This is a genomic window from Thalassoglobus neptunius, from assembly GCF_007859735.1.
Lineage (GTDB): Bacteria > Planctomycetota > Planctomycetia > Planctomycetales > Planctomycetaceae > Thalassoglobus > Thalassoglobus neptunius.
Window position 1 is genome coordinate 1 of sequence record NZ_SIHI01000013.1, and the last position, 24,426, is coordinate 24,426.

Annotated in this window: 17 protein-coding genes; 9 read left to right on the forward strand and 8 right to left on the reverse strand. The window is 53.4% G+C overall.

Going from position 1 to position 24,426, the window contains the following annotated elements; genetic code table 11:
* Window positions 1-248: 248 nt before the first annotated feature.
* From KOR42_RS16690 to KOR42_RS16725, 8 genes are all read right to left on the reverse strand, one after another.
* Window positions 249-515, reverse strand: coding sequence for a hypothetical protein (locus tag KOR42_RS16690; protein WP_146510983.1), 267 nt, complete (start codon window positions 513-515; stop codon window positions 249-251).
* A 116-nt stretch (window positions 516-631) separates the two neighbouring features.
* Window positions 632-1,765 carry a D-TA family PLP-dependent enzyme gene (locus tag KOR42_RS16695; RefSeq protein ID WP_146510984.1) on the reverse strand — a complete coding sequence of 378 codons (1,134 nt, stop codon included), beginning with the start codon at window positions 1,763-1,765 and terminating at the stop codon, window positions 632-634.
* 153 nt (window positions 1,766-1,918) lie between these two features.
* Window positions 1,919-3,097 (reverse strand): VWA domain-containing protein, encoded by a 1,179-nt coding sequence (locus KOR42_RS16700; protein WP_146510985.1) that lies wholly within the window; start codon window positions 3,095-3,097, stop codon window positions 1,919-1,921.
* A complete protein-coding gene (locus KOR42_RS16705) occupies window positions 3,090-5,372 on the reverse strand; it encodes a DUF5682 family protein (protein WP_197441280.1) in 2,283 nt (760 codons plus the stop codon). Before KOR42_RS16705 ends, KOR42_RS16700 begins: the two co-directional genes overlap by 8 nt.
* A complete protein-coding gene (locus tag KOR42_RS16710) occupies window positions 5,369-5,623 on the reverse strand; it encodes a hypothetical protein (RefSeq protein ID WP_146510986.1) in 255 nt (84 codons plus the stop codon). The genes KOR42_RS16705 and KOR42_RS16710 overlap by 4 nt, the downstream gene beginning before the upstream one ends.
* Window positions 5,624-5,690: 67 nt before the next feature.
* Window positions 5,691-6,803 (reverse strand): ATP-binding protein, encoded by a 1,113-nt coding sequence (locus KOR42_RS16715; RefSeq protein ID WP_146510987.1) that lies wholly within the window; start codon window positions 6,801-6,803, stop codon window positions 5,691-5,693.
* A gap of 127 nt (window positions 6,804-6,930) precedes the next feature.
* On the reverse strand, window positions 6,931-8,532 hold the full coding sequence (locus tag KOR42_RS16720) for a DUF5691 domain-containing protein (protein ID WP_197441281.1): 1,602 nt from the start codon (window positions 8,530-8,532) through the stop codon (window positions 6,931-6,933).
* Window positions 8,529-9,839, reverse strand: a complete 1,311-nt coding sequence (locus KOR42_RS16725) for an SWIM zinc finger family protein (protein WP_146510989.1) — start codon at window positions 9,837-9,839, stop codon at window positions 8,529-8,531. The genes KOR42_RS16720 and KOR42_RS16725 overlap by 4 nt, the downstream gene beginning before the upstream one ends.
* Before the next feature lie 210 nt (window positions 9,840-10,049).
* Between KOR42_RS16725 and KOR42_RS16730 the strand changes: the two genes are divergently transcribed.
* The 9 genes from KOR42_RS16730 (at window position 10,050) to KOR42_RS16770 (ending at window position 24,297) form a co-directional block, all read left to right on the forward strand.
* A complete protein-coding gene (locus KOR42_RS16730; RefSeq protein WP_146510990.1) occupies window positions 10,050-11,153 on the forward strand; it encodes a succinylglutamate desuccinylase/aspartoacylase family protein in 1,104 nt (367 codons plus the stop codon).
* Window positions 11,150-12,022 carry a dTDP-4-dehydrorhamnose reductase gene (gene rfbD / locus KOR42_RS16735; protein WP_146510991.1) on the forward strand — a complete coding sequence of 291 codons (873 nt, stop codon included), beginning with the start codon at window positions 11,150-11,152 and terminating at the stop codon, window positions 12,020-12,022. The genes KOR42_RS16730 and rfbD overlap by 4 nt, the downstream gene beginning before the upstream one ends.
* A 343-nt stretch (window positions 12,023-12,365) precedes the next feature.
* Window positions 12,366-14,666, forward strand: a complete 2,301-nt coding sequence (locus KOR42_RS16740; protein ID WP_146510992.1) for a glycoside hydrolase family 2 protein — start codon at window positions 12,366-12,368, stop codon at window positions 14,664-14,666.
* A gap of 464 nt (window positions 14,667-15,130) precedes the next feature.
* Window positions 15,131-16,759 carry a DUF1549 domain-containing protein gene (locus KOR42_RS16745; RefSeq protein ID WP_146510993.1) on the forward strand — a complete coding sequence of 543 codons (1,629 nt, stop codon included), beginning with the start codon at window positions 15,131-15,133 and terminating at the stop codon, window positions 16,757-16,759.
* An 84-nt stretch (window positions 16,760-16,843) separates the two neighbouring features.
* Entirely contained in the window at window positions 16,844-18,133 is a 1,290-nt protein-coding gene (locus tag KOR42_RS16750; RefSeq protein ID WP_146510994.1) for a DUF1501 domain-containing protein, read from the forward strand.
* A 507-nt stretch (window positions 18,134-18,640) separates the two neighbouring features.
* Window positions 18,641-19,927 carry a beta-ketoacyl-[acyl-carrier-protein] synthase family protein gene (locus KOR42_RS16755; RefSeq protein WP_231740969.1) on the forward strand — a complete coding sequence of 429 codons (1,287 nt, stop codon included), beginning with the start codon at window positions 18,641-18,643 and terminating at the stop codon, window positions 19,925-19,927.
* Window positions 19,928-20,329: 402 nt separating this feature from the next.
* Entirely contained in the window at window positions 20,330-21,631 is a 1,302-nt protein-coding gene (locus tag KOR42_RS16760) for a phenylacetate--CoA ligase family protein (RefSeq protein ID WP_146510996.1), read from the forward strand.
* A gap of 310 nt (window positions 21,632-21,941) precedes the next feature.
* Window positions 21,942-22,844, forward strand: a complete 903-nt coding sequence (locus KOR42_RS16765; protein WP_146510997.1) for a dihydrodipicolinate synthase family protein — start codon at window positions 21,942-21,944, stop codon at window positions 22,842-22,844.
* A 70-nt stretch (window positions 22,845-22,914) separates the two neighbouring features.
* A complete protein-coding gene (locus KOR42_RS16770; RefSeq protein ID WP_231740970.1) occupies window positions 22,915-24,297 on the forward strand; it encodes a sulfatase-like hydrolase/transferase in 1,383 nt (460 codons plus the stop codon).
* Window positions 24,298-24,426: the final 129 nt, after the last annotated feature.

Consider the following 24,426-nt stretch of genomic DNA (forward strand, 5'->3'; position numbering starts at 1 on the left):
CAAATCGAGCGAAGCCATGATCTATGTGGCTTCCATTGGTCGCATGCTCCGCCGCTTAGCTCCTTCACCCAACCAAGCTCCGTTCAAATACCGACTTACAGCATGAAGAGGATTCCGGATAGGCTCTAAGAAGACGACGCAACCCAAAAAAGGCCCGACGAATGCCCTGCGTTGCGTTCGCACTTCGAAATCGATCCCGCGGTCCACATTCACCTCCGCACTGCAGATATGTATAGTGTCGACAAAGATTAGAGCCTTTTGTCAAGTAGGCTGTCAGATGGATTGCTCACTTCAGTCATGATCGTATTAAAAGACTGCTTCATCTGATGTTTTTGACGGTGTTCTCGAATCGTCTCTCCAACAACGATGGCGTACACTCCCATGAGTCCAACGGCTAGCCAAAGTGCCAAAAGGACTCTTCCGCGTTTTCGATCACGACAGAAGAAAGAGTAAGCTGCGTACACGCCGAGTAACAGCCACGACAGGAAGATCAGTTTTCCACCTACGTCTTCCATGGTAATGCCTCTTTAGATCATCACAGATTAATATCCGGGAGATAGGTGTGGTGAATTGTGTGTGTGAGAGTCGCTGTCGTAGGTGGAGTTGAGAGTGTAAAAGTTAGTAATGGCGATTAAATGGTGAGGCGGCGGTCGCGGGCGTCGATTGGCCATTCGTCGATTTGTTCGCCTTTGGAAATGATGATGGCTGCCGGGTAGAGGACGGATGTGGGGCAGACGTGGCGGGGGATGGCGAGGGTCCAGTCCCCGGTTTTCCATTGCTCGGCGGAGGCGGTCTCGATCACCAGGTGTTCTTCGTTTTGAAGGACTTGAACGCCGTCGGGGATGGCTGGGAAGATGGCTCGTTCACCCATGGCCGGGTCGGAAGCGATAGCCTTTGTGCCGAGATCGAAAGTGATGCGATTGGCGGTTGGGCGGCTGATGACTCGCGTCATCACGAGGGCTGCAGGGGTGAACATGTCGAGGTCGGGAAAGTTTTCACCGTATCCAGCATCGTGATACACACAGGTTCCCGGGCTGAGTTCGATGCAGTCGTCGTTAATTTCTGCATAAGCAGGGAATGTGGGAGTTCCGCCACAGATGACTTTTTCGACTGGGAAACCGTCGGCTTGCAAGCTGTCGCGGAATTGGCTGACTGATTGCCAGTAATCATTGACGGCGGCTTTGCGTTCGTCGAGATCGGAGACTTTGAGATGACCGTCGTAAAGATGCAGCCCAGCTGCGCGGAGTCCGGGAGCCTTTGAGATTTTGGCGTAGGCGATTTTCGCACTTTCTCCGAGCGGCAAGCCGGTTCGATCGCGTCCGGGATTGATGTCGAGAATGACGTCAATCGAAGTACCTGCTGCTTCCATTGCGCGGCTGAGGGCTTCGATCTGTGTTAAATCGTCAGCAGTTACGCTGAGTCGAACGTTCGGAAACTTCTTTCGAAATGCGATGGCACGATCGATCGCTGGGCCGATCAGATTGTAAGCGAGAAAGACGTCGTCCACACCGGCATTGGCGAGCATTTCTGCTTCGGCGAAAGTCGCTGCTTTGTGTTTGCGGATGCCGCGCTGAAGTTCGTTCTTGATGATGGTGCTCATCTTGTGAGTCTTGCAGTGGGGCCTGAGTCGCTCAGGCTGCTGCGCCATCTTGATCATTGCGTTGAGGTTTTGGTCGAGCAATTCTTGAAAGACGATGAGCGAGGGGCTGTCAATTCGCTCAGGGGAGTTGATCTGATAGATGTTTGGAAGCTGAGGGATTGACATGGAATTGGCTTTCAAGATTTAAACAGCGAGGAAGCGACGATCGCAGAGGGAGCGAACCTCAATGGATTCTCCGTTCGGGGAGATCGTAAATTTTCAAAGGGCGTTGGGAAATAGTTTGGCTGGGAAGTGGATGATCGACAAGCAGAGAGGACGTTACAACTGGTCCTGATGCGAATCGAAATCTCCATGAGTGACCAGATCGTTGTTGGCCGCCCACTGTGCCAGGTCTTTACGATCAATCGCAGCAGCGATCAGATCGGGAAACTGATCGGGAGTGCAAGCGAAGGCAGGAACACCCAGCGAGGCAAGGGCTCGCGACAGATGATCATCAAACGCGGGGGCTCCGTCATCGTTTAAGGCGAGCAGGCAGACGAGGGTCACTCCGGAATGAACGATGCGTGCAATCCGTTGAAGCAACTCGTTGGCATTTCCGCCTTCGTAAAGGTCGGTGATTAGAATCATGACCGTCTGCTGAGGGCGCTGGATGAGCGACTGAGAATAGGCCACCGCTCGGTTGATGTCGGTTCCTCCTCCTAGCTGAGTTCCGAAGAGAACGTCCACGGGATCTTGCAGCAGTTCGGTCAGGTCGACGACTTCCGTGTCGAAGACAACGAGGCTTGTGCGGAGCGAATGAATGGAAGCGAGAACGGACGCGAACAAGCTGGAGTAAACGACCGAAGTGGCCATTGATCCACTCTGATCGACGCACAGAATGAGATCTCGCATGGCCGATCTTCTGCGTCCGTAGCCGACCAGTTTTTCAGGGATGATCGCATTTTGTTCGGGAAGAAAGTTCTTGAGGTTGCGTTTGATCGTCCGGTTCCAGTCGATCTCATTGTGTTTCGGACGGTTGTTTCGAGTGGCACGATGAAGAGCACCGCGAACAGCTTCGAGCATCGGCTGGCGAATCTTTTTTTCGACTTCTTCGACGACTTGTCGGACGACTTGTCGGGCTGTCTCTTTGGTTTTCGCGGGGATGACACTTTTCAAAGCGAGGAGTGTGGCGACGAGGTGAATATCTGGCTCGACTTGCTCAAGTGTTTCCGGTTGCAACAGCATTTCATGCAGTTTGAGTCGTTCGAGCGCGTCTCGCTGGATCAGTTTTACGTTGGATTCTGAGAAGTATTGGCGAATGTCACCGAGCCAGCGATTGACGTTCGGGCAGGAGCTTCCGAGTCCTCCCTGGCGATTGGAATCGTAGAGCGCCTGAAGAACGTCGTCGCGACCTTTGTCTTCTGCTTCGAGTGGAAATGCGTCGTCCGGTGGATCGGAGTCTTGACCGAGGACCATTCGCCAGCGACGCGACCGCTCTTTGGATGAGTCGTCAGTCATTGTTGACTCCCAGAATTTCAGACAGGATTGGAATGACCAGCCTCGCACGTTCGGAGTGGATCGGTTTCTCGGTGGAAAGCGAATTCGACGAGTTACGTGACGCCGCTTTCAGGTCGAAGGTTCGGATCTTCTCGGCCATCTGTCGCCGTTCCGGGCCGGTGAAGTCGCTGAACGCTCTTCTGAGGATCGGGAGAAGTTCGTCGAAGATTTCTTCGTTCAGGTGCATCAGCCAATGATCGAGGCTTTTCCACAAATCGTCCATGTGAAGCAGCACGAGCCCGTTTCCCTGAAGTAAACCGGTGAGCCAGTTCGCGGCAGTCAGAGTTGGGGTGACGGGTGAGAGTTCGAGAGATGTGATTTGATTCAGTTCTTCGGTGTTGATGATCTTTCTTTCGATCAGCAGTCGGCAGGCCGATCCTCTGAGAAGTCCGTGAGCTTTCGAGTTCATGATGCGCGACAGTCGTTGGTTCCATTCTTCGGTCAGTTCATCATCCTGAATCAGATCGAGCGCTGCTTGAGTCGAAAGAATCCCTTGTTGAACTGCCTCGGCGGCGTCGTCATCGGTCGACTGACACGCGCTCGGCAGGCCAATCAAAATGCGAGAGAGCATCTCTTTGAGGAGTGGCAGGACTGCAGAACATTGAGTTCCGCGCACGTCGCTGTAGCGAGAAATGTTTGCCAGTGGGCCGACCGCTTCCATCAGGTGGACGACATCGCTTCCGACTGCCGACTTGCTTCGAATCAGTTCGATGAGACCGGGAATCGACTCCTGAAGGTCAGCGAGGATGGCGGCGTCGAGAGACTGAGTCAGGGCACTCAACGTTGAAGCCGACCTTGCGAGATCGAGGATTCGGGCTGACGCTGCCGATTCAACCGTCGTGCCCCAGACATTGGCCTCGATCAGTTCGACGGCAAATTGGGGATGCCACTGCAGTTCCCACAACTCATGAAATGTGGAAATGCCGCCGCCTGATTGCTGAAGAATTCCCCAGGAAATCCCGAGAATGTTCAAGCGATTGAGGAGCTGGCTGCGTTGGAGTCCGATCGGCTTTCTTAAATCGAGATCGAGGACTTTCTTCTCGACACTCGGTTTTATCCGAAGAGATTTTTGGAGTCGGGCGAGATCTTCTGCAAGCGGGACAGTTGGTGTTTCGACGGGAACGGAACCGAGTCGGTCGCCGATTTCAAGTTCTTCGCGAATCAGTTGAAGTGGGGCGGTGTTTCCGTGGCACAAGACCGCGAGGATTGATTCATTCAATTCGGCGAGCCCGGCGCTGGGGCGTTCTCGGAGGGCTGCAAGAGTCTCCGCCAGTCTCAGTGCTTCGACGATGTTCGCGGGGGCTGCGTCAAATTCTTTCTTGCGCAGCAATCTCGCAGCATTTGTCAGCCAGCTTTGAGGAGCCTGTTCGCCGAATGTCCAAACGTGCTCGTACCAGCCGGGGGATTGAATTCCCGCTCCGTATCCGCTTCGATACGCGAGCCGACTATAAGTCCACGGAATCCATGTTGAGGTTGTCTTCAGCTTCGGGAGACCTTTCAGTCGAGCCTGATCATCTTTCACACGACATCCGGGGACCTTGCCTTTCAACGCTGCTTCGTCGAGAACCGGGCCGTGCCAGGCTCCGCAGACAATGGCGATTCGTTGAAAGTCTTCCTTGACCACGCGGCGAATCGAGCGACGCATAAACGCTTCTCGAAGAAGGTCCGCCTCGCGTGTTTCAGGGAACTCGTCTCGCACCGACCGCATTGCTTCCTGAATCGCTTCGAAGAGCTGTCGAGGATCCTGCCGCCGTTCAATCTGTTCTTCCCACCACAATTCTGGATCGGAGTAGCCAGCAGCGTTTGAGAGAATTGCGATCGGGTCTGCCCGCCAGACGGGGGCGTTCTCGGCGGTCTTGTCGTCCTGTCGTTCTTGCTCTTCGGTGACTTGTTCAGGGGTTGCTTCTGCTTCATCGAGGGCCAATCGATGAGACATCGGGAGGTCAATCAGGTGGACCGGAACGCTGTGTTCGTTGGCCCAATTCAGTGCCTGCCATTCGGGAGAAAAGACCGCGAGCGGGTAACTGACAGATCGTCGCGGCTGCTGCTTGGGATAGACAAGCATGGCGACCGGGGGAACGACTTCGCCCGTCTGGATCAATTCAAGTGAAGGTTCGGCGTCCGCTGGTCCTTCCATCAGCACGACATCAGGAGCCCATTCCTGAAACGCGGACAACAAGCTTCTCGCGCATCCGGGACCGTGGTGCCGAATGCCAAATACCTGAATACGATTCACCGTTTCGCCGATTTCTTCTTACGATTCGCGACTTTCTTTCCGGTTTGCTTGCCAGCTGCAAATGCAAACGGAATCCAGATGACAGCCAATAGCAACGAGAGCACGACAGCTGTTGCCGATCCAAGCGGCTGAACGAACTTCTCAGCGGTGCGCGCATTTCCTTCGCTCATGATGTAAAGGCCGGCAAACGCCAGCGCGGGGACGGCAATGACGAGAATGACGGTAAGAATCACGCGCGTTTTCAGGCTCATCGGTTCACTTTCTCTTTCAAGCGATTTGTGAATGCGTACGTTTGTACGATCACGAGTGTAATCGCTTTCAAAGACTTTCGCGACTGGCACGATACAGGTCTTTCCATCCGTCTCGCTCTCTGACGATCGCTTGCAGATACTCCTGCCAGACGATCAGGTCTTGGACCGGATCTTTGACAATTGCTCCTGTCAGGCTTGAGATGATATCCCCCGCTTTGAGGGATCCGTCTCCGTAATACGCCGACATTGCCATCCCACTTGAAACGACGGAGATCGCTTCTGCAGTGGAGAGTGTTCCGGATGGGGATTTGAGTTTCGTCTTGCCGTCGACGGAAACGCCATTTCTCAGTTCACGAAAAATTGTGACGACACGTCGAATTTCGTCCAGCGCCGGAACTTCGACCGGGAGTTCGAGTGCCCGTCCGAGTTGCTCCGATCGGCGGTGTACGATCTCCACTTCCTGTTCGAAGGATTCCGGAACCGGAAGAACGACCGTGTTAAATCGTCGCGTCAACGCACTCGATAAATCGTTGACTCCTTTGTCTCGATTGTTCGCTGTCGCGATGACGTTAAAACCTTTGACTGCATGAATCGAGGAATCGGTCTCGGGAATCGGGAGTGATTTTTCAGAGAGAATCGTGATGAGAGCATCTTGCACTTCGCTCGGAATTCTTGTCAGTTCTTCGACCCTCGCGATCCGACCGGTTTTCATCGCGGTGAGCATCGGGCTGGGGACGATCGCTCTATCGCTGGGACCTTCTGCGAGAAGGCGAGCGTAATTCCATCCGTACTTAAGAGCCGTTTCGTCAGTTCCCGCTGTGCCCTGAATAAGCAACTGCGACGTTCCACTGATGGCTGCGGCGAGATGCTCACTCACCCAGCTTTTGGCTGTTCCCGGAATTCCGTAAAGGAGCAAAGCCCGGTCGGTGGCGAGTGTCGCAATCGCAATCTCGATGAGGCGATCGTTTCCCAGATACTTCGGGGTGATTTCTGTTCCATCACTGAGTGTGCCGCCCAGCAGATAGAGTTTGACAGCCCACGGCGATAGCTTCCAGTTCGGCGGTTTCTGGCGATCGTCTTCCTCAGCGAGGCAATCGAGTTCGTGGGCATACTGAACCTCAGCCTGCAAGCGCAGCTGCGCGGAATCTGATTCGGGGATGTTTGCTCCTTGAGCACTCATGTCGTGATTGACTCCTCAATACGTCTTTGGAAGAGCGGGGCAGCTCTCGCAATTTACAGTTCAGTATTTTCAGTGTTTGTCGTGAAAAGCAGGCTTGTTCCCGTAAAGGACTTAAAAGTGTTCTGTGTCACTCCGCCGCCGTCATCTTATCGAGCTCGCGGTAAAATCGTTCGCGGAGCTTGACCCGTTCGTGAAGTTCCTGGATGAGTTTATCAATCGCTGCCGAGTCCCAGAAGTTGCGCTGCCCGGAGTGAGTGTTCCACGGTTTCATCGCTTCGGGGAATGATTCTCTCGGAATCCCTGCTCCTGCCATCTTCAGACATGCCATCCAGTGGACGACTTTTTGGTCATTTCGATTTCTGAGAAGGTTTCGAGCGAGGCTGAGGAACGCATCCGCGAATCCACGAGACCAGGGTGTTTTCAGAGGGGTGAGGAGATCGCTAATGGGAAGAATGGTGGGCTCATGAACTTCCCGGAGTGACTTCATCAGTGCGCTCTCTCTCATTTCTTCAGGAAACATTCCCAGCAGATCCGAAAGAGTTGCACCTGCCAGTTCACGAACCTGGGAAACATTGTGTTGCAGCATCGCCATCCAGTAAGTCCACATCGGGCGTCCCCAGAGGACAACGTCTTCTTCAGCGAGTCCGAAGCGGCGAATCGCCCTCGTCCATCCGAGAATGACGACGGGGCCCCAATCGTCGTTCAGGATCCCGTTTAATAATTGTTCCGGCGTGCAGTCGAAGCGATCGGTCCATGTCCGGGGAGGAACTCGCGAGATAATCCAATCGAGCCAGTGCGATTTCTGTCCCTTTCGGCTTGTCGGGTTTTCGGGAATGCCGTCTGTTTCCCACTCTGATGGATAAGTTTCGGGAGGGACACATTTCAGCTTGAAGTCTTCATTCGGCGAAGAGGTCTTCAGAAGAAAGTCAGCGCTCCGGATTTTCATGCGTTCCACAACTTCCGATTCCGGCAGCGTTGCCAGCAGTTCGATGGCTGTGGTCCGCACATACTTGCTGCGGTCCTTTAAGCATTGAATGAGGAACGGTTCATCATCCGCATTCAGATTCTCTTCGAGGTCTTGAAGAAGATTGTTTCGATCATTCGCCTTGTCGGAGGAGAAAGTTTCTTCCAGCCATTCGCGGCCCTGTGTTGGATCGATCTCTCGGATTTTTCGGAGCACCGCCCGACGTTCCGCGATGGTGCCTTCGTCCCATTGACGCTTTAACTCTGGAAGAGAAGAGTTCTCGTTGACTGATGTTTCCGAAGAGATTGCCCAATTCCATTCAGGGTTCAGGGCTGCCAGCCAGCGCCCACGACATCCGAGGCAGCGGGTGATTTTAGACCGAAGTTCTGGCGATTTCGTATCCAGAGCGACCGGGAGAATTGCTCGAGGGAGAACGTGGTTCGCGTCCAGAATTTTTCGACAAAGCTCCGGTGCGACATCGACGAAATCCTTCGAGAAGGCTTGTTCGAGGAGTTCGCTTGCTGCGTCCGACCAAGGGCAAGCGGAGTCGTCGTGATCGGGTTCGATTGCGGGAACGGTATTCGGTTCGATTCCCGCAGCTTCATAGACAGCTGTCGCCCCGAGTTTCAGAAGGAGCGCCGATTCCGTACTGAGCGGCGCAGCCGGAATTGAGTTGCAAAGGTCGTCGACCGGTCCGCTCTCGCTTTCGGGAGTTGGGCCGGATTTGCCTGTTCCGAGCAGTGCCTGGCGAGTCAGTTCATTCATGTGCACAGACGGTACTTTCCATGAATGATCGCCCCCAGTGGGACGAGCGAGTTTCCGTTCCACTCGCCGAACAGTTGGAACGGATGTCCTCCGGACTCAGCAAGAAGTTTCCAGATGTGCGAAGTTCGAATCGGCAGGCCTGCAGAGTTCTGGTCTCGGACAAACCATTGTCCATCTTCGTTCGTCAGGGTGATGGATTCGAGCGAGCACGAGCAGGACCCCATCCACGGATTGAGAGCAAGCTGCCCCGCATAAAAGGTGAGAAACTCGTCAATGGTCGCATGTCCTTTCGGAACGATTTCTTCTTCAACACGATTCGAGCCCAGCGAGCTAATCCGTGCTCTTTGTCGCAAGCTGCCCGGGTAAAATGCGAGAGTTGTGTCGAGCGTTTCCCCGGGGACAATTGTTTCCGGGAATGATTCTCTTGCCGACGCGAATTGCAAAATCAAGGCTTCGCGTCTTGTCTGTCGTCCCATCAACCACGAGCGCTGGCTGCGAAATCGCTCCTCCTCTTCCGTTCGCTGACCGATGACGAACCACTCGTCGTGAACCTTTTCGTCTTGCGCGTCAATCTCCTCCTGCGACGTCGACCATCCGATGAGCTGACGGACTTCCGAGTGTAGATCGGGAGACAGGGTATCGATGCGTTCGAATGCGTGAATCAACAGCTTGATGCGTCCGAGGTGAGCGGCAAGCCGGTCGGGCCAATCGGGGCCGTTCCCGACGATCTCTGCACAATTCCAAATTCGCGAGGCAAGCCCTTTTGCCTGAGAATCGATCATTCTGCGGGCGGGCTGATCCCAATAGCTGAACGGCTTCGTCTCAAGTCCAGCGAGACCTTCTCTCATCAAATCATCCAGCCACAGCGAGAGAAATTCGACACCTGTCCGGACTTTCTGGAAACGTTCTTCGGCGCGTTTGGCCTGTGCTTTCCGGTCGACCGGTTTCGGCGGTTTCTTAGCTGTGTCTGCTTGTCGGGCTGCCCGGTCTTGCCGTTTCTTGATCCAGTCAGACACCCAATCCGGAGGTGTTTCGATCTGCGCACTGTCAGGAATTTGAGAGAAGAGCGTGAGAAGTGCCAGGCTGTGCTTGCACGGATATTTTCGACTCGGACAGCTGCAGGCTGATCCAAGGTTTGCGAGATCAATTTTGACGAGATACCCGCTTCCACGGCCGAAAACGCCCCACAGAGCAGATGGATCAACTCCGATGTGTTGCCAGAACGCGGGGACAGCGATGGCTTTTGCGGCATCAACCGATTTCTGGTCTGGGGCGAGAGTCGCGATTTGCTCGAGAGAGATGGGCATTTCAGTATTCAGGGTCAAGGAGCAGGAAGACCATACTGATTCATCCGCCACTGGCAAATCAAGTTTCCCCCCGATCCGATCGGACGAATCTTTTCACGGATCTTCAAATTTCCGGGCGGATGGTTGTCGTCACATCGAGACAAACAGCCGGAGGTGTCGTTATAGTGTCGCCTCAGTGAGGGACTGCTTAAACTTTGCAGAAGACGCGCTATGAATTCCAAGTCTCTGACGATTGCCCAATGGGGAGAAACTCAGATCGAGCCCGGAGAAATTCGGGATCTGGAGCTTCGTTTTTCTGAATCTTACAGCGGGATGGGAGTTGCCATTCCGGTTCAGGTCAGACGGGGAATTGAACCGGGGCCAACAATCTTCGTTTCTGCCGCTGTGCATGGGGACGAGATCAATGGGACCGGAGCAATTCGGCAACTGATCATGGACCATTCGCTTCAGCTGACGCGCGGCGGGCTGATTCTCGTTCCGGTCGTGAATGTTTTGGGATTCGAACGCCATTCGAGGTATCTTCCCGATCGACGCGATCTCAATCGGTCTTTTCCGGGGAACCCGAAAGGGAGCTTGACGAGTCGGTTCGCGAACTTCTTTTTCGAGCAAATCGTCGGACGTTCCGATTTCGGAATCGATTTGCACACAGCTTCGATTCGAAAAACGAACTTCCCGAATGTGCGTGCTGACCTCAGCGATCCGCGACTGCGAGAAGTAACGAATGCGTTTGGCTGCACGTTAACGATCAATGAAGGGGGGCCTTCGGGGAGTCTTCGACGCTCAGCCTGCGAAGCCGATTGCCCGACGTTCATTTTCGAAGCGGGGGAAGTCTGGAAGGTCGAATCAACCGTGACCGAACATGCGGTGCGGGGGATTCGGAATGTTCTTGTTTCTCAGGGAATGATCGAAGGAGACATGATCGACCCTCCTTATCGGACTGTCATCGAAAAAACCAAGTGGGTCCGTGCGGAATCGTCAGGATTTCTCGACTTTCACGTTGCTCCTGGTGATATTGTGACCGCGTCGAGTGCGATCGCGACTACATCAAGCCTGCTGGGGAAATCACGCGAAGTGATTGAGTCACCTGATGATGGTGTCGTTCTGGGGATGACGACCATTCCGGTGGCTTCTCCGGGTGAACCCGTGTGTCATTTGGGACTGGTTGACCTCCGCGAAAATCGAATTCACGACGTTGTGGAGAATTTCCCGGCGGATGAACTTCAGCAACGAATTCGCGACGATCTTTCGACAAGTATCTCGATTGTTGATCCTGACCCTGTGGATGAAGAAGTTCGACCGGAGGATGAAGAGTGAGTGTTGTTGTCTTTGGCTGTCGCGGTCAACTTGGAACGGAACTGTGCGAGCAACTCGGAACGAGCGCGGTGGGCTTCGGTCACTCCGAAGTCGAAATTACAAACCCGGAGTCCGTCGCGGAATGTCTGGACCGGGTTCGTCCATCGGTCGTGATCAATGCAGCTGCGTACAACAAAGTCGATCTCGCGGAAGATGAACCGGAAGTTGCCTACCAAGGGAACGCAATTGGACCGCGCGTCCTCGCAATGGAATGTGCAGCCCGAAATCTACCACTCGTGCATGTGAGCAGTGATTACGTTTTCGGAGGGCGATCAGAATCGAACGCGTGGACGGAAGAAGATCTTCCATTTCCGAATAGTGCGTATTCGACAAGCAAGCTGGCCGGGGAGTTTTTCGTTCGTTCGCTCTGTCCGAAGCACTACGTTGTCCGAACGTGTGGTCTGTACGGGAAGGCGGCCCGTGCGGGAGCGGGAAAAGGAAACTTTGTAGAAACGATGCTCCGACTCGGTCAGGAACGGGACGAACTCCGCGTTGTCGTCGATCAAAACTGCACCCCGACATCAGCAGCTGACCTCGCAAGCTGGATCATCGCACTGTCTGAGACCAGCGACTATGGTCTGTATCACGGAACAAATTCGGGGGCCACGACATGGGCAGATTTCGCGACCGAAATCTTCTCCCTGACTGGGCTTCCGACGAAAGTGATTCCCATCCCGTCGTCGGAGTATCCCACGAAAGCGGCTCGACCACGTCAGAGCGTTCTCAACAGTCATGCTCTCTCAAAAGCGATCGGACAAGAACTCCGGCCGTGGCAGACTGCTCTCGCTGAGTACCTGGAAGTGCGCAAGTTGGAACTCGCTTCCGCCTGACGTTCGCACATTCAAGTGATGCTTTTCACCGTTCGGCGAATTGAGGGTACACGCGCGCTGAATTCCGTAGGGAACGTGTGATAAAGAATCTTAGTTGGATTACGTGGGTTCTCATTGATGCGTCGCCGGTTTGCGCTGACAATCATTATGAGAGAGACCGGTGGAGAGAGGCCAGTGTCTGAATGGCACCACTTTCAATCCCCTCTCTCAAAGTTTTTGGAACCACAATCTCGGAGCTTCAATCCATGTGCAGCATCCGTCGTGGACTGCTCTTCGCACAATTGATCGCTCCGATCAGATGTCTTGATATGGATGCTCCGGTCACGGAACGGAAAGAATCTCAATGAATCGTCGAAGAACTCATTTCGAAAGCCTTTTGATTGCGATCACGCTGTCGGTGATCTGCCTTCCCAACATCGGGTTCGGAGAGACCCTCGAGTTGGCAAAGTGGAAATACAATTTCCGCAAGCCGCGAAACCGATGGATGCAACCGAACTTTGACGACTCCCGCTGGATGGATGGCTTCGGAGGATTCGGAACGCGCGAAACACCGGGACAAAGAGTTTCGACGAGTTGGAACACCAACGACATCTGGATGCGAAGATCGTTCACTCTTTCGGAAATCCCGGCCCGCCCGGCATTGCTCATTCATCACGATGAAGACGCCGAAATCTTCATCAATGGAAAGCGAGTCGCAGCCCTAAAAGGATACATCACCGAGTACCAGGTTATCGAACTGGACGACGCAGCGAAGAAGACGTTGAAAGTGGGAAAGAACGTTCTCGCGGTTCACTGCCATCAAACTGGAGGGGGCCAGTATATCGACGTTCATGTGATCGATGCGGACAACATTCCCGATCTTCCGGAGCCGGTCCGCGAAACGAAACCGTTTCAAACGGAATTGATCACCGAATGGGGAGCGGAAGTAACTCCCGAGAACGCGTGGACCGAATATCCCCGACCTGCTCTTGTTCGAGATGAATGGAAGAATCTGAACGGGAACTGGAATTACGCCATTACCCCGAGGTCACAGAATACGGTTCCGGAGAAATGGGACGGCGAAATCCTCGTCCCGTTCCCGCTCGAATCGAAACTTTCCGGCGTCCAGCGTTTACTGGCTCCGGATGAAGCCCTCTGGTATCAACGTCCGATTTCTGTCGAGAAGACGAACGACGTGCGAACGCTTCTCAATTTCGAAGCGGTTGATTACCACTGCGAAGTGTGGCTGAACGGGACAAGTGTCGGACATCACACCGGCGGGAACGTACCGTTTTCGATCGATGTCACCGATGCCGTCAAGGCCGGTGAGAATGTTCTGACTGTTCGCGTCGAAGATGCGACAGAAGAGTGGCAACTCCGCGGGAAGCAAGTGCTCAACCCGAGAGGCATCTGGTACACCCAGGTTTCTGGAATCTGGCAGACAGTTTGGCTGGAGCAAGTTCCCGAAGCGTACATCGCCGATTTGAAAATCCGAACCGATGCACAGACCGGAACCGTCAGCCTCAAACCTGTGATCGAAGTAGGTGCTGGTGAAGACCATCAAATCGAAGTGATTGTCCGCGACGGAGGAAACGAAGTCCTTCGCCAATCGGGAACAGGTGACAAAGTTGAGGTGACGATTCTGGACGTCAAACTCTGGTCTCCGTCGTCCCCGCATCTGTACGACCTGACTGTGAATCTCAAATCGAAAGATGGAACTCTGCTCGATTCTGTGGAGTCATACACCGGTGTTCGAACGGTCGGGAAGACGCGCGATGCCGATGGACACTGGAGATTGACGCTCAACGGGGAAGTGATCTTTCACTGGGGAACGCTCGATCAGGGATGGTGGCCGGATGGACTACTGACTCCTCCCAGCGACGAAGCGATGTTGTTCGATATTGAATACTTGCGTGATGCTGGTTTCAACATGATCCGCAAGCACATCAAAGTCGAACCGCGTCGGTATTACACCTACTGCGATCAGATGGGAATGCTCGTCTGGCAGGATCAGGTTAGCGGTGGGCAGAATCCCCCCTGGACTCGCCTTGAACCGGAACCGACCGACGCTGAATGGCCGGAAGAGCAACATGAGCAGTTCATGACGGAGTTCGAAGAGATGGTGAGCACTCTCGAATCTCACCCGTCGATCGTGGTCTGGACTCCGTTCAACGAAGCTTGGGGGCAGCATCGAACCGTTGAGGTCGGAAAGTGGATTGCCGAGCGTGATCCAACTCGAACGATCAATATCGCCAGTGGCGGAAACTTCTGGCCGGTCGGCGACATTGTCGATGCCCACTCATACCCGCATCCTCGCTTCCCATTCGAGCCCGATCGCGATGCGGAATTCGTCATGGTGATGGGAGAGTTCGGCGGCCACGGATATCCGATCCGTGACCACCTCTGGGATGCCTCAAGACGCAATTGGGGTTACGGAGGACTTCCCGAAAACAAAGAGGAATATCGAGCACGATACCTCGAATCGATCCGATTGCTCGCCGAATTGAAAGAGCAGGGGATTGCTGCCGGGGTGTATACGCAAACGACCGATGTCGAAGGCGAGATCAATGGTCTGATCACTTATGACCGGAAAGTGATTAAGATTCCGGCCGAAGAGTTGCGGAAGATTCACGAAGCATTGTTCGAGGATGCTTCAGAGGAGTGAGTCCAAAGAGCGTCGGCGAACGATTTCCAAGAACGAATCGTTTTTGATCGTTCGACTGTGTTCGGAAGTGTTCGACAGTGATTGGTAAGAGAAGCGGAGCTGCGTCTTTCGAGACCGGTTCCGCTTTTTTTGTGCTCATGTTTCAGCGCGTGCATTCAATGAGAACGGAGCACCGACTTCGATATTCAACATCAATAATTGAGAGTCGTTTCGGAATGAATTCCTGCCGAAAACTTGTGCGATCGCGGAATGGGGATTCTCGAATGTTGATGGAATGCAACCCGTCTGAAAAATCCATTCATCGCGGTCAGAATGCGAAAAAGGAACGTCACTCACATCACGTCGCAGAAAGATGGACCACTCTTTCTGCAGTTGATTCTCAGAAGGATCAACGTATCGTAATGTGTGACGTGAGCTATTCTTTCAGCACGGACTGAAGTTTCTCTCTGACTGAAGAGATCAAGATGCACGAACGATTTCGACGACTTCGACGACGATTCACCTTTTGCGTGGCGTGTTTGTCAGGCGTCCTTCTAATTACCAGTCAGTGCATCGAAGCGGCCCCGCCGAGAAAAAAAGGCAGAAATCCCGCAAACCGGTTGCCTGATCTCAAGGATTCCGAAGACAAACTGAAATTTCTGGAACAGATCCGTTCCAGTTTTCCGACGGTCAAAAGTCGTCGAAGGTCAACGTATGGCTCCGCTGATCTTGATGAACAGCTTGAGAAATACATTTCTCGCGAAACAAGAACTCCACTCGCTCCGATCGTCGACGATGCCACTTTCGTTCGACGGGTGTACCTCGATGTCGCGGGGCGATTTCCAACGTCTGCGGAGATTAAGCAATTCGTTTCGAATACCGCGCCGGACAAACGTTCCGTCTTAATTGATGAACTTCTTGAAACTGAAGAGTTCGCCCGAAAACTCGCTCGGTACTGGCGAACGGTTGTCTTCTCTGAATCCAACGCGAATCGCAATTCCGTTAATCCTCAAGCTTTCGAGGACTGGCTGTTCGAAGAGTTTCATGCCGATTCCGGATGGGATCGAATGGTCGGAGAAATGGTCTCCGCGACACCAAAACGCAAGAAAGACACGAAGCCGCAAGACAACGGCTGGCATCAGGATCACGGACCGAACAATTTTGTGCTTGCGAACGAGCGTAAGCCGGAACTGATTGCGTCGGCGACCGCGAGGCTGTTTATGGGAATCAGCATCGGCTGCGCGGAGTGTCATGACCATCCCTTCGACAAGTGGAAGCGGGAGCAGTTCCATGAGATGGCCGCGTTCTTTTCGCCCGGTCGATATTACATGACCGATCAGTACGACCCCTCGCAGAAATCGGTCGTCGAAGCGAAATTTCTGCTCGGCGAGAAACCTCCGAAGGTGCTGAAGCCGGATCAACGTCGCGTCGCTGGAGCTGCGTATCTGATCTACAACCCCGACAACTACTGGTTCGCCCGAGCGTTCGTGAATCGTGTTTGGAATGAACTTCTTGGTGACGGTTTCTACTCCGTCGACAGCCTGGGACCGGACAAGGAAGTGATGCATCAATTGGTGGTGAACCGGTTGGCTGCATCGTTTCGATATGAAAAATTCAAGCCGAAGTGGCTGTATCGAACCATTCTCAATTCGCGTGCTTACCAGCGTGAGACTCGAACGATCGAACGAACCGAGGACTTATTCACAGCTGTTCGACCCGCCCGACTGAGGCCGTATGAAATCTCCGACAATGTCGAACAACTCGTTGGAGAGAACAAAGGGCTCTCCAGTGCGATCAATCGAACGTTTGAGCAAGACCCGTCCATTCCCCAGCGTGATCTGGAAGGAAGTATTCAGCAAGCACTTCTAATGATGAATAACGGGACGCTGAACAACAAACTCATCAACAGCTCGCTCAAAAAACAGTTGATGAAAATGAAAGACTCCAAAGCTCTTGTGACGGAAGCCTTCGTCAGCGTTTTGGCCCGGGAACCGACTGCCGAGGAACTGTCTCGTTATGAGCAGCACATCAAGACTTCCAGTAAACGAAACGAGGCGGTCGACGACATTCTGTGGGTGCTTGTGAACTCTTCAGAATTCATCACGAAACGCTGACGAACAGCATCCGTCGAAAAACAAGAATTCCTCATCGCATCGAACAATCGAATCGTCCTCGCTGAGAGAAATGTAGTCCCTGATATGAACAACAACCTGTTGCACGTCAATTTGAACGCCGGTGGGGAGATCACTCGCCGCAACCTTCTCCGCCTTGCTGGAGGAGGCTTTGCATCGCTTGCGGGTGCTGGCTTCCTGAAGTCGCTGGGAGTTAATGCCGAGGAACTCAAGCGGCAGGGAAGATCGTGCATCATGGTCTTTCTGAACGGAGCCCCCAGTCAAATGGAGACATGGGATCCGAAGCCCGGTCACGAGAACGGCGGTCCGACCAAAGCGATTCAAACAGCCATTCCGGGTGTTGAGTTCGCGGAATACTGGCCGAAACTCGCAAAGTTGGCGGGAGAGTTTTCGGTCATCCGCAGCATGAAGGGAAAGGAAGCGGCCCACGAACGCGGGCGTTTTCACCTACGGACCGGCCACCGCTTGCTCGGGCCGACCCGTTTCCCCCACTTTGGCTCTCTTGTCGCCCACAAACTCGGAGATCCGGAATCTGACATCCCGAACTTTGTGAGTCTGGGGAATACCGTTAGCTCCGGATTTCTCGGCGTCGAAGTCGCTCCATTCATCGTGAATCAGGCGGGGCAACTCCCAGCCAATGTGAAAGCAATGCAGACCGGGGCGCGACAACAGCGGCGAATGGAGTTGCTGTCGCTCCAAGATCAGGATCTTGTTGCTGCGGGAGCCAAACGCATCGCGCACGAACATCAGGAACTGTACCGCAAAGCATCGAAGCTCATGACTTCGTTGCGGCTCAAGGCATTCACCTTAGCAGGAGAGTCGGACAAGACGAAGCAATCGTACGGAGGCCATGCTTTCGGAAAGAGTTGTCTCGTGGCTCGTCGATTGGTTGAGGCGGGGGTTCCATTCGTGGAAGTACAGCGAGGCGGATGGGACATGCACCAAAATCTTTGGCAAAATATTCCGAAGACGGCGGGAGAGGTTGATCAGGGGCTGTCGGCGCTTTGGGGTGACTTGAGGGATCGCGGTTTATTGGAAAAGACGCTTGTGATCTGTCTTGGCGAATTCGGCCGAACGCCCAAGATCAACCAGAAAGCGCCCGCTGTCGGACGCGATCACTGGGCCAAAAATTTCAACCTCCTCATCGGTGGTTCATCAATTCAAGGGGGAGTCTGCGTCGGTGAGACCAGCTCGGATGGTCTCGAAATTACAGACCGCCCAGTCAGTGTCGAAGATCTCTTCGCAACCATGTGTACAACGATGGGTATGGACCCGTATGAAGAGCTGATCACTCCCGAGGGGCGCCCCCTTCAGATCGTGAGCGAAGGGTTTGAAGTCTCCGAACTCCTTACTTAGAAGTATGTTGCGTCTATTTGAAGAGGCTGTCTTCGGTTTTACTGAAAGCGGGAAACTCTGGGACCGTTATTGACTTTTCCAAGGTTCTACACTCTAATTTCATTGTGGACACTTTCTGTCGTTGAGGGGTCAACGCACAGAATGTCGACAAAGACTCTTTCAGACCGAATGGTTTGAGGACAAGTCGATGTCGGTGTCTACAATAATAAATCGATCAGCGATCGAGGGGTCGAGCGCTGTGATGGTTTGATCTGCTCTGTAGAGCGTTGTTCTCGAAAGAGCTCGTGGATTAATTGCGATATTGAGACAAGCGACAGTGGGATTTCGTCGCTTCCTCCAGAACTGATACGCAGATTTATCGAATCTCTCGCTTCATCTTTCATTGATTGAAGTTGTGAGAGTTATGGATTTCGAGCCTGCGTGACTCATCGCGGCGGTACATGCGTTCCGATATATAGATCAGGAAGATAATCGGATAGCGTTCCGTCGGGAACAAGAGGTCGAGCTATGATGGCTGGCAAGAAAACACCTGGCGTCGTGATTACCGGCGTCGGTGTCGTTTCACCGGTCGGTATTGGAAATGAACGGTTCTGGAGCAATCTAGTAGCCGGACGTTCAGGTATTGGTCTGCTGCGATCGGTTCCGTCTGAGAGCCTGCCTTGCAAACTGGCTGCTGAAATTCACGATTTCGATCCGCTCGAATACGTCTATCAGAAGAAATTCCTGAAGGTCATGTCGCGGGACATTCAGTTGGGCGTCTCCGCTGCGTCTCTTGCGATGAAAGATGCGGGGCTGGCGACTGGGAAGATTGATCCTGAGCGTCTGGGTGTCGAATTTGGGGCAGGGCACATTTCGTTCACGCCAGATGAACTGGTCGAAGCGGCTCGTGACTTCGGAGATCCAACCAACCGAAAAGGTTACACTCGCTGGGGTGAAGACTCTCTCGGAAAGATTGCTCCGCTCTGGATGCTGCGTCAACTTCCGAATATGCCCGCCTGCCATGTTGCCATTGAGCACGAAGCAGCCGGACCTAACAATACAATCACAAGTGCAGATTCGTCGATGATTCTCGCACTTCAGGAAGCTGTGCGGTGTGTCAACCGCGGTCATGCGGATGCGATGATCGTGGGAGCTTGCAGTTCAAACATTCATCCAGTGGACATCGCACGAATCAGCCTGTACGACAACTTGTCACGACAGATCGATCCCGAGACCGCTTGTCGGCCTTTCGATCTCGATCGAGATGGAACGATCGTCGGTGAAGGAGCCGGAGTTGTCGTTGTTGAACGATACAGTCACGCGATTGCTCGTGGAGCCGATATCTATTGCGAAGTTCTTGGTGTCGGTGCCGGATGCGATGGCCGCGGATACGAAAACGGATCGGGTGGACGCGGCTTGAGCAATGCCATGTCGGCCGCCTTGAAGCGATCGGAAATTTCTCCGAGTGAGATTGGCCACATCAACGCTCACGGAAAGAGCACGCTTCGAGACGATTTCGTCGAAGCGAAAGCGTATCACCGAACTCTTGGGGACCACGGTGGCCGAATCCCTGTCACTGCTTTGAAGAGTTACTTCGGAAACTTTGAAGCGGGTTCAGGAGCGGTGGAACTTGTGGGAAGCATCCTCGCCATGAAACACGGCGAGTTGCCAGCGACTCTCAATTACAAGCATCCTGATCCGAACTGCCGATTGAACGTTGTACGAGAACCTCAACGCCTTCGCTCTTCTGTCGCGATGAGTGTGAATCGAACATCGATGGGACAGAGCGCAGCCGCAATTCTTCGAGCGGTTTAAGAGCGACATTCAATCATTCGAATTAATTGTTTCGCAAGGCTTGGATCAGATCACTGGTGGACGAGCTGCGATTTCTTGTCTCGTCCATGATCAGGGACTTTGCAATCGCGCTCTCTTCAATGTTGGATCGAGTTCACGTCATCGCTTGATGTTGAAACGTTGATTCAACGAATAATCTCTTTCGGTTGCTGTTGAAAGAGAATCTCTTCAGAATCAGCGGAGCTAGACCATTCTCGTGGTTTCTCTGCACTCGTCTGAGCATGTTTCATTGATGAAATCTGCGTTGGCGCGTGCGAATTTCTGTAAACCACAGGTGCAGTGTTCTAGTGTCCCAGGACGTCAAGTGGCTTAGCTGGGACTAGGTTTCCTCGCAATCCAACGACTTGCCTGATTGAAGAATCAATGGTTGACCCATTTCCCGAATTATGGTCGCGTTCGCAAATTGAGAACAACCAGTCGGAGCGGCTACGTGCACTCGTGGAGATGGTTGCGGCAACGAATCCTTTCTGGAAGGAACGTTGGAAACGTCTCGGCTTCGACCCAGCTTCTGTGAAAGGCATTGAAGATCTCTCGCGGATGCCGATGCTGACCAAGCAGGAATTGGTCGACGATCAGAATCAAAACCTCCCTTACGGTCGGAACCTGACGTTTCCGGTTTCTCAGTACTCGCGATTGCATCAGACTTCCGGGACGACCGGTAAGCCGATGCGCTGGCTTGATACGCCAGCGAGTTGGGACTGGTTGATGGGGTGTTGGGCGCAAATCTATCGGCTGATCGGGATCACCTCTGACGACGTCTTCGCGTTTCCGTTTTCGTTTGGTCCATTCATCGGGTTTTGGGCTGCTTTTGAAGGAGCGCAGCGACTCGGAAACCTCTCGCTGACCATGGGAGGGATGACGAGCGAAGCCCGGCTGAACATGATTCTCGAGTTGGATGCGACAATCATTTGTTGCACGCCAACGTACGCGCTGCGGTTGACGGAAGTTGCTGAGTCACAGCAACTCCCGATCTCCGAATCGTCCGTCCGAATGATCGTCGTGGCCGGCGAACCGGGCGGAGCGATTCCTGCGATTCGCAATCGCATCTCATCTGCATGGAATGCCCGCGTCATCGATCATTGGGGAATGACGGACATTGGTTCACTCGGAATCGAACCGATCGATCGGCCGGGCCAGTTGCTTCTCCTCGAAAGTGAGTGCATCGCGGAGATTCTCAATCCAGAAACGTTTGAGCCAGTGGAGCCCGGCGAGTTGGGAGAACTCATCATCACGAATCTCGGCCGCACCGGCCAACCGGTCATTCGTTATCGGACCGGAGATCTCGTGAAACAGTGCCCTGAAGTTCCGGAAGGAGGCTGTCAGTTTCTGTCTCTCGACGGGGGCATTCTGGGGCGCGCCGATGATATGGTGACAATTCGCGGGAACAATGTTTTTCCCTCGAGCCTGGACGCAATCTTGCGAGAGATTCCCGGAGTCGCGGAATACATGATCCGCGTTGTGACTCGCCGATCGATGCCCCACATGAGAGTCGAAGTTGAACCGGTTGTGGAACAGGCAGACGAGGTCTCTGTTCAGCAACTTACAACTGTCGTGCAGCAGCGAATTAAGGATCGACTCAATTTTCAGGCAGAAGTTGTTTCCGTCGGCGTCAACGAGCTTCCACGATTCGAACTCAAAGGGCGCCGATTCCACCGGGAAACTTAGGCTGTTTTCATCGATTCTCCGCATTCACAACAGCTCGGCAATTTGAATGCACATTGCGTGAGCAAATTGCACCGCTTCAAATGATGAGCGTAGCTGCGCTCGTTCTGTTTGGCCGTAAAGAATTCGACGCTTCATATTGTTGACCGGCACTTCATTTCGCTTACAGATTCAGAAGCGGACTGATTTGCTCTCAAGCGGAACGGCGATCTTCGTTTTGATTCGATGAATGCTTTCGAAATCGTTACGATCTTCAACTGCAAAAAAAAACTTCAATTGCTGAAAATCCAATCAACGAGTATCGGAGAAAATCATGGCGAGTGACTGGCGTGGCGTTTTTCCTGCAGCGACAACGCAGTTTCACGATGACGAGTCACTGGACATCCCACAGACGATGAAGCATGTGTTGCACATGATTGGTCAAGGGGTGCACGGCATGATCATGCTGGGAACAGTCGGCGAGAACTGCTCGCTGGAGTACTCAGAAAAACTTGAGGTCCTTCGCGCGACCGTCGAAGCAGTGGGCGGCAAGGTTCCGGTTCTGACAGGTGTCGCTGAGTACACGACTTCACTGGCTCAACGGTTCGCCGAAGATGCTGCCAAAATCGGTGTCGACGGACTGATGGTGCTGCCGGCGATGGTTTACAAATCCGATCCGCAGGAGACGATGACTCACTTCCGTGCTGTCGCGAATGCGACGGACCTTCCGATCATGGTCTACAACAATCCCGTGTCGTACGGTGTCGACATCACTCCTGAGATGTTTCTGGAACTCGCGGACGAACCGAAGATCGTGGCCATTAAAGAGTCGTCAGAAAATGTTCGTCGGATCACCGATTTGATCAATCTGTGCGGGGATCGATATACGCTTCTGTGCGGAGTCGATGATCTCGTGCTCGAATCAATTGTGCTCGGTGCACAAGGCTGGATCTCCGGTTTGGTGAATGCATTTCCTGCCGAAAACCGATTGCTTTGGGATCTGGCGACTTCTGGCGACTATGAACGCGCTGTTGAAGTCTATCGCTGGTACACCCCGTTGCTTCATCTGGACACTCACCCCAAGCTTGTTCAATACATCAAACTCGCTGTTCAGGAATGCGGGCTCGGTTCGGAGAAAACACGTGCTCCACGCCTTGCATTGACCGGACAGGAACGTGAACAGGTCCTCGACGTGATTCGTACCGGAGTCGCAAATCGGCCGTCGTTAGAGCGATAAAATCTTTCATCGACTCGCCCACAACTTGGAAACTGTGTTGGTCAGTGCTCATTTGCAAGCGGAGTTCTTCATGACATTTCGGAATCACTTCGTCGTCAACAGTGGAACACGTTCGCAAATGGCTGTTCGGACTTGTCTTCTGATTCTTCTGAGCAATTCACTTCTCGCGGCGGAAAGTGCATCACCGAAAGCGACGAATTTCGTGGTGATCATGGCTGATGATCTTGGGTACGGTGATGTCAGTTGTTTCGGGGCGACTTACTACGAAACACCGCATCTTGACCAAATGGCGGCCGAAGGGATGAGGCTGACCGACTTTCATTCGAATGGTCCTGTTTGCAGTCCAACGCGAGCAGCACTCCTGACCGGGCGATATCAACAGCGTGCCGGTTTGCAGGAGGTCGTGTTTGCTGATCCGAAGCAGAATCGGCATCACGGACTTCAGACTTCGGAAACGACATTTGCCGAAGTGCTCAACCAACTGGGATACGCGACAGGAGTTGTCGGGAAGTGGCATCTGGGATATGAGGAGCAGTACAACCCGGTGCATCACGGATTCGATGATTTCTGGGGATACGTCAGCGGGAACGTCTGCTATCAGTCACACCTGGATCGAATGGGAATCGACGACTGGTGGCACAATTCTACCCGCGTGAGCGAAGACGGGTACACGACACATTTGGTCACGCAGCACGCTGTCGATTTTATTGTCGATCATCAGGACGAGCCGTTCTGCCTGTATGTTGCTCACGAGTGTGTGCATTCTCCGTTTCAAGGGCCGAACGATCCTCCCGTGCGAGTTCGTGGTCAGGTTGGAGACATCAAAGACGCCAAAGTCAAAGACGTGGGACGTGCCTATCAAGAGATGATTGTCGAGATGGATCACGGCATCGGACGCATTGTTCAGGCTCTTAAGAATTGCGATCTCGATGAACGCACGCTTGTCCTCTTCTTTTCTGATAACGGAGCGACGAAGCAAGGTTCCAACGCTCCCTGGAGCGGATACAAGGGGAGCCTGTCGGAAGGAGGACATCGCGTTCCGTTTGTGGCCTGGCAACCGGGAAAGATTTTGCCCGGGACGACATCAGAGTCCCCAGCGATGACAATGGACATTCTTCCAACACTCGTGGAGATTGCCGGAGGCGACCGCTTGTCCTCTGCCGACGGCGAAAGCCTTGTTCCCGTCTTATACGAGCAGGAAGAGCTTGCGGATCGATTGATGCATTGGCAGTATCGAAACAGCTGGTCAGTTCGAGATGGACAGTGGAAATTGCCTTCCGACCGAAACGGAGCAGACGAGAAACTCTTCAATCTCGACGCCGATCCTCGGGAAGAAGTTGATCTGTCAGAAGCCTATCCACAAACATATGACCGATTGAAACAAGCACATGCTGACTGGAACATCGACGTCGCACGCGGAGCAACGGTTCAGCCCGAAGCGAGTGCGAATTGATGATGTTGTTGGTTTCTTCAATCGATGAGCTTCCATGCGAATATTGATGATGCCCGTCGGCACGAGTTGATTAACACTATGGTTCAGCTTCTTCGGTCGGTCCGCTACGATCCTTTTCTGAAGACTGTC

What these genes read in the sequence shown, in the direction of transcription:
- KOR42_RS16690 (WP_146510983.1), bottom strand. Translation starts at nt 515, where the DNA reads ATGGAAGACGTAGGTGGAAAACTGATCTTCCTGTCGTGGCTGTTACTC.
- KOR42_RS16695 (WP_146510984.1), bottom strand. Translation starts at nt 1,765, where the DNA reads ATGTCAATCCCTCAGCTTCCAAACATCTATCAGATCAACTCCCCTGAG.
- KOR42_RS16700 (WP_146510985.1), bottom strand. Translation starts at nt 3,097, where the DNA reads ATGACTGACGACTCATCCAAAGAGCGGTCGCGTCGCTGGCGAATGGTC.
- KOR42_RS16710 (WP_146510986.1), bottom strand. Translation starts at nt 5,623, where the DNA reads ATGAGCCTGAAAACGCGCGTGATTCTTACCGTCATTCTCGTCATTGCC.
- KOR42_RS16715 (WP_146510987.1), bottom strand. Translation starts at nt 6,803, where the DNA reads ATGAGTGCTCAAGGAGCAAACATCCCCGAATCAGATTCCGCGCAGCTG.
- KOR42_RS16720 (WP_197441281.1), bottom strand. Translation starts at nt 8,532, where the DNA reads ATGAATGAACTGACTCGCCAGGCACTGCTCGGAACAGGCAAATCCGGC.
- KOR42_RS16725 (WP_146510989.1), bottom strand. Translation starts at nt 9,839, where the DNA reads ATGCCCATCTCTCTCGAGCAAATCGCGACTCTCGCCCCAGACCAGAAA.
- KOR42_RS16730 (WP_146510990.1), top strand. Translation starts at nt 10,050, where the DNA reads ATGAATTCCAAGTCTCTGACGATTGCCCAATGGGGAGAAACTCAGATC.
- KOR42_RS16740 (WP_146510992.1), top strand. Translation starts at nt 12,366, where the DNA reads ATGAATCGTCGAAGAACTCATTTCGAAAGCCTTTTGATTGCGATCACG.
- KOR42_RS16745 (WP_146510993.1), top strand. Translation starts at nt 15,131, where the DNA reads ATGCACGAACGATTTCGACGACTTCGACGACGATTCACCTTTTGCGTG.
- KOR42_RS16750 (WP_146510994.1), top strand. Translation starts at nt 16,844, where the DNA reads ATGAACAACAACCTGTTGCACGTCAATTTGAACGCCGGTGGGGAGATC.
- KOR42_RS16755 (WP_231740969.1), top strand. Translation starts at nt 18,641, where the DNA reads ATGATGGCTGGCAAGAAAACACCTGGCGTCGTGATTACCGGCGTCGGT.
- KOR42_RS16760 (WP_146510996.1), top strand. Translation starts at nt 20,330, where the DNA reads ATGGTTGACCCATTTCCCGAATTATGGTCGCGTTCGCAAATTGAGAAC.
- KOR42_RS16765 (WP_146510997.1), top strand. Translation starts at nt 21,942, where the DNA reads ATGGCGAGTGACTGGCGTGGCGTTTTTCCTGCAGCGACAACGCAGTTT.
- KOR42_RS16770 (WP_231740970.1), top strand. Translation starts at nt 22,915, where the DNA reads ATGACATTTCGGAATCACTTCGTCGTCAACAGTGGAACACGTTCGCAA.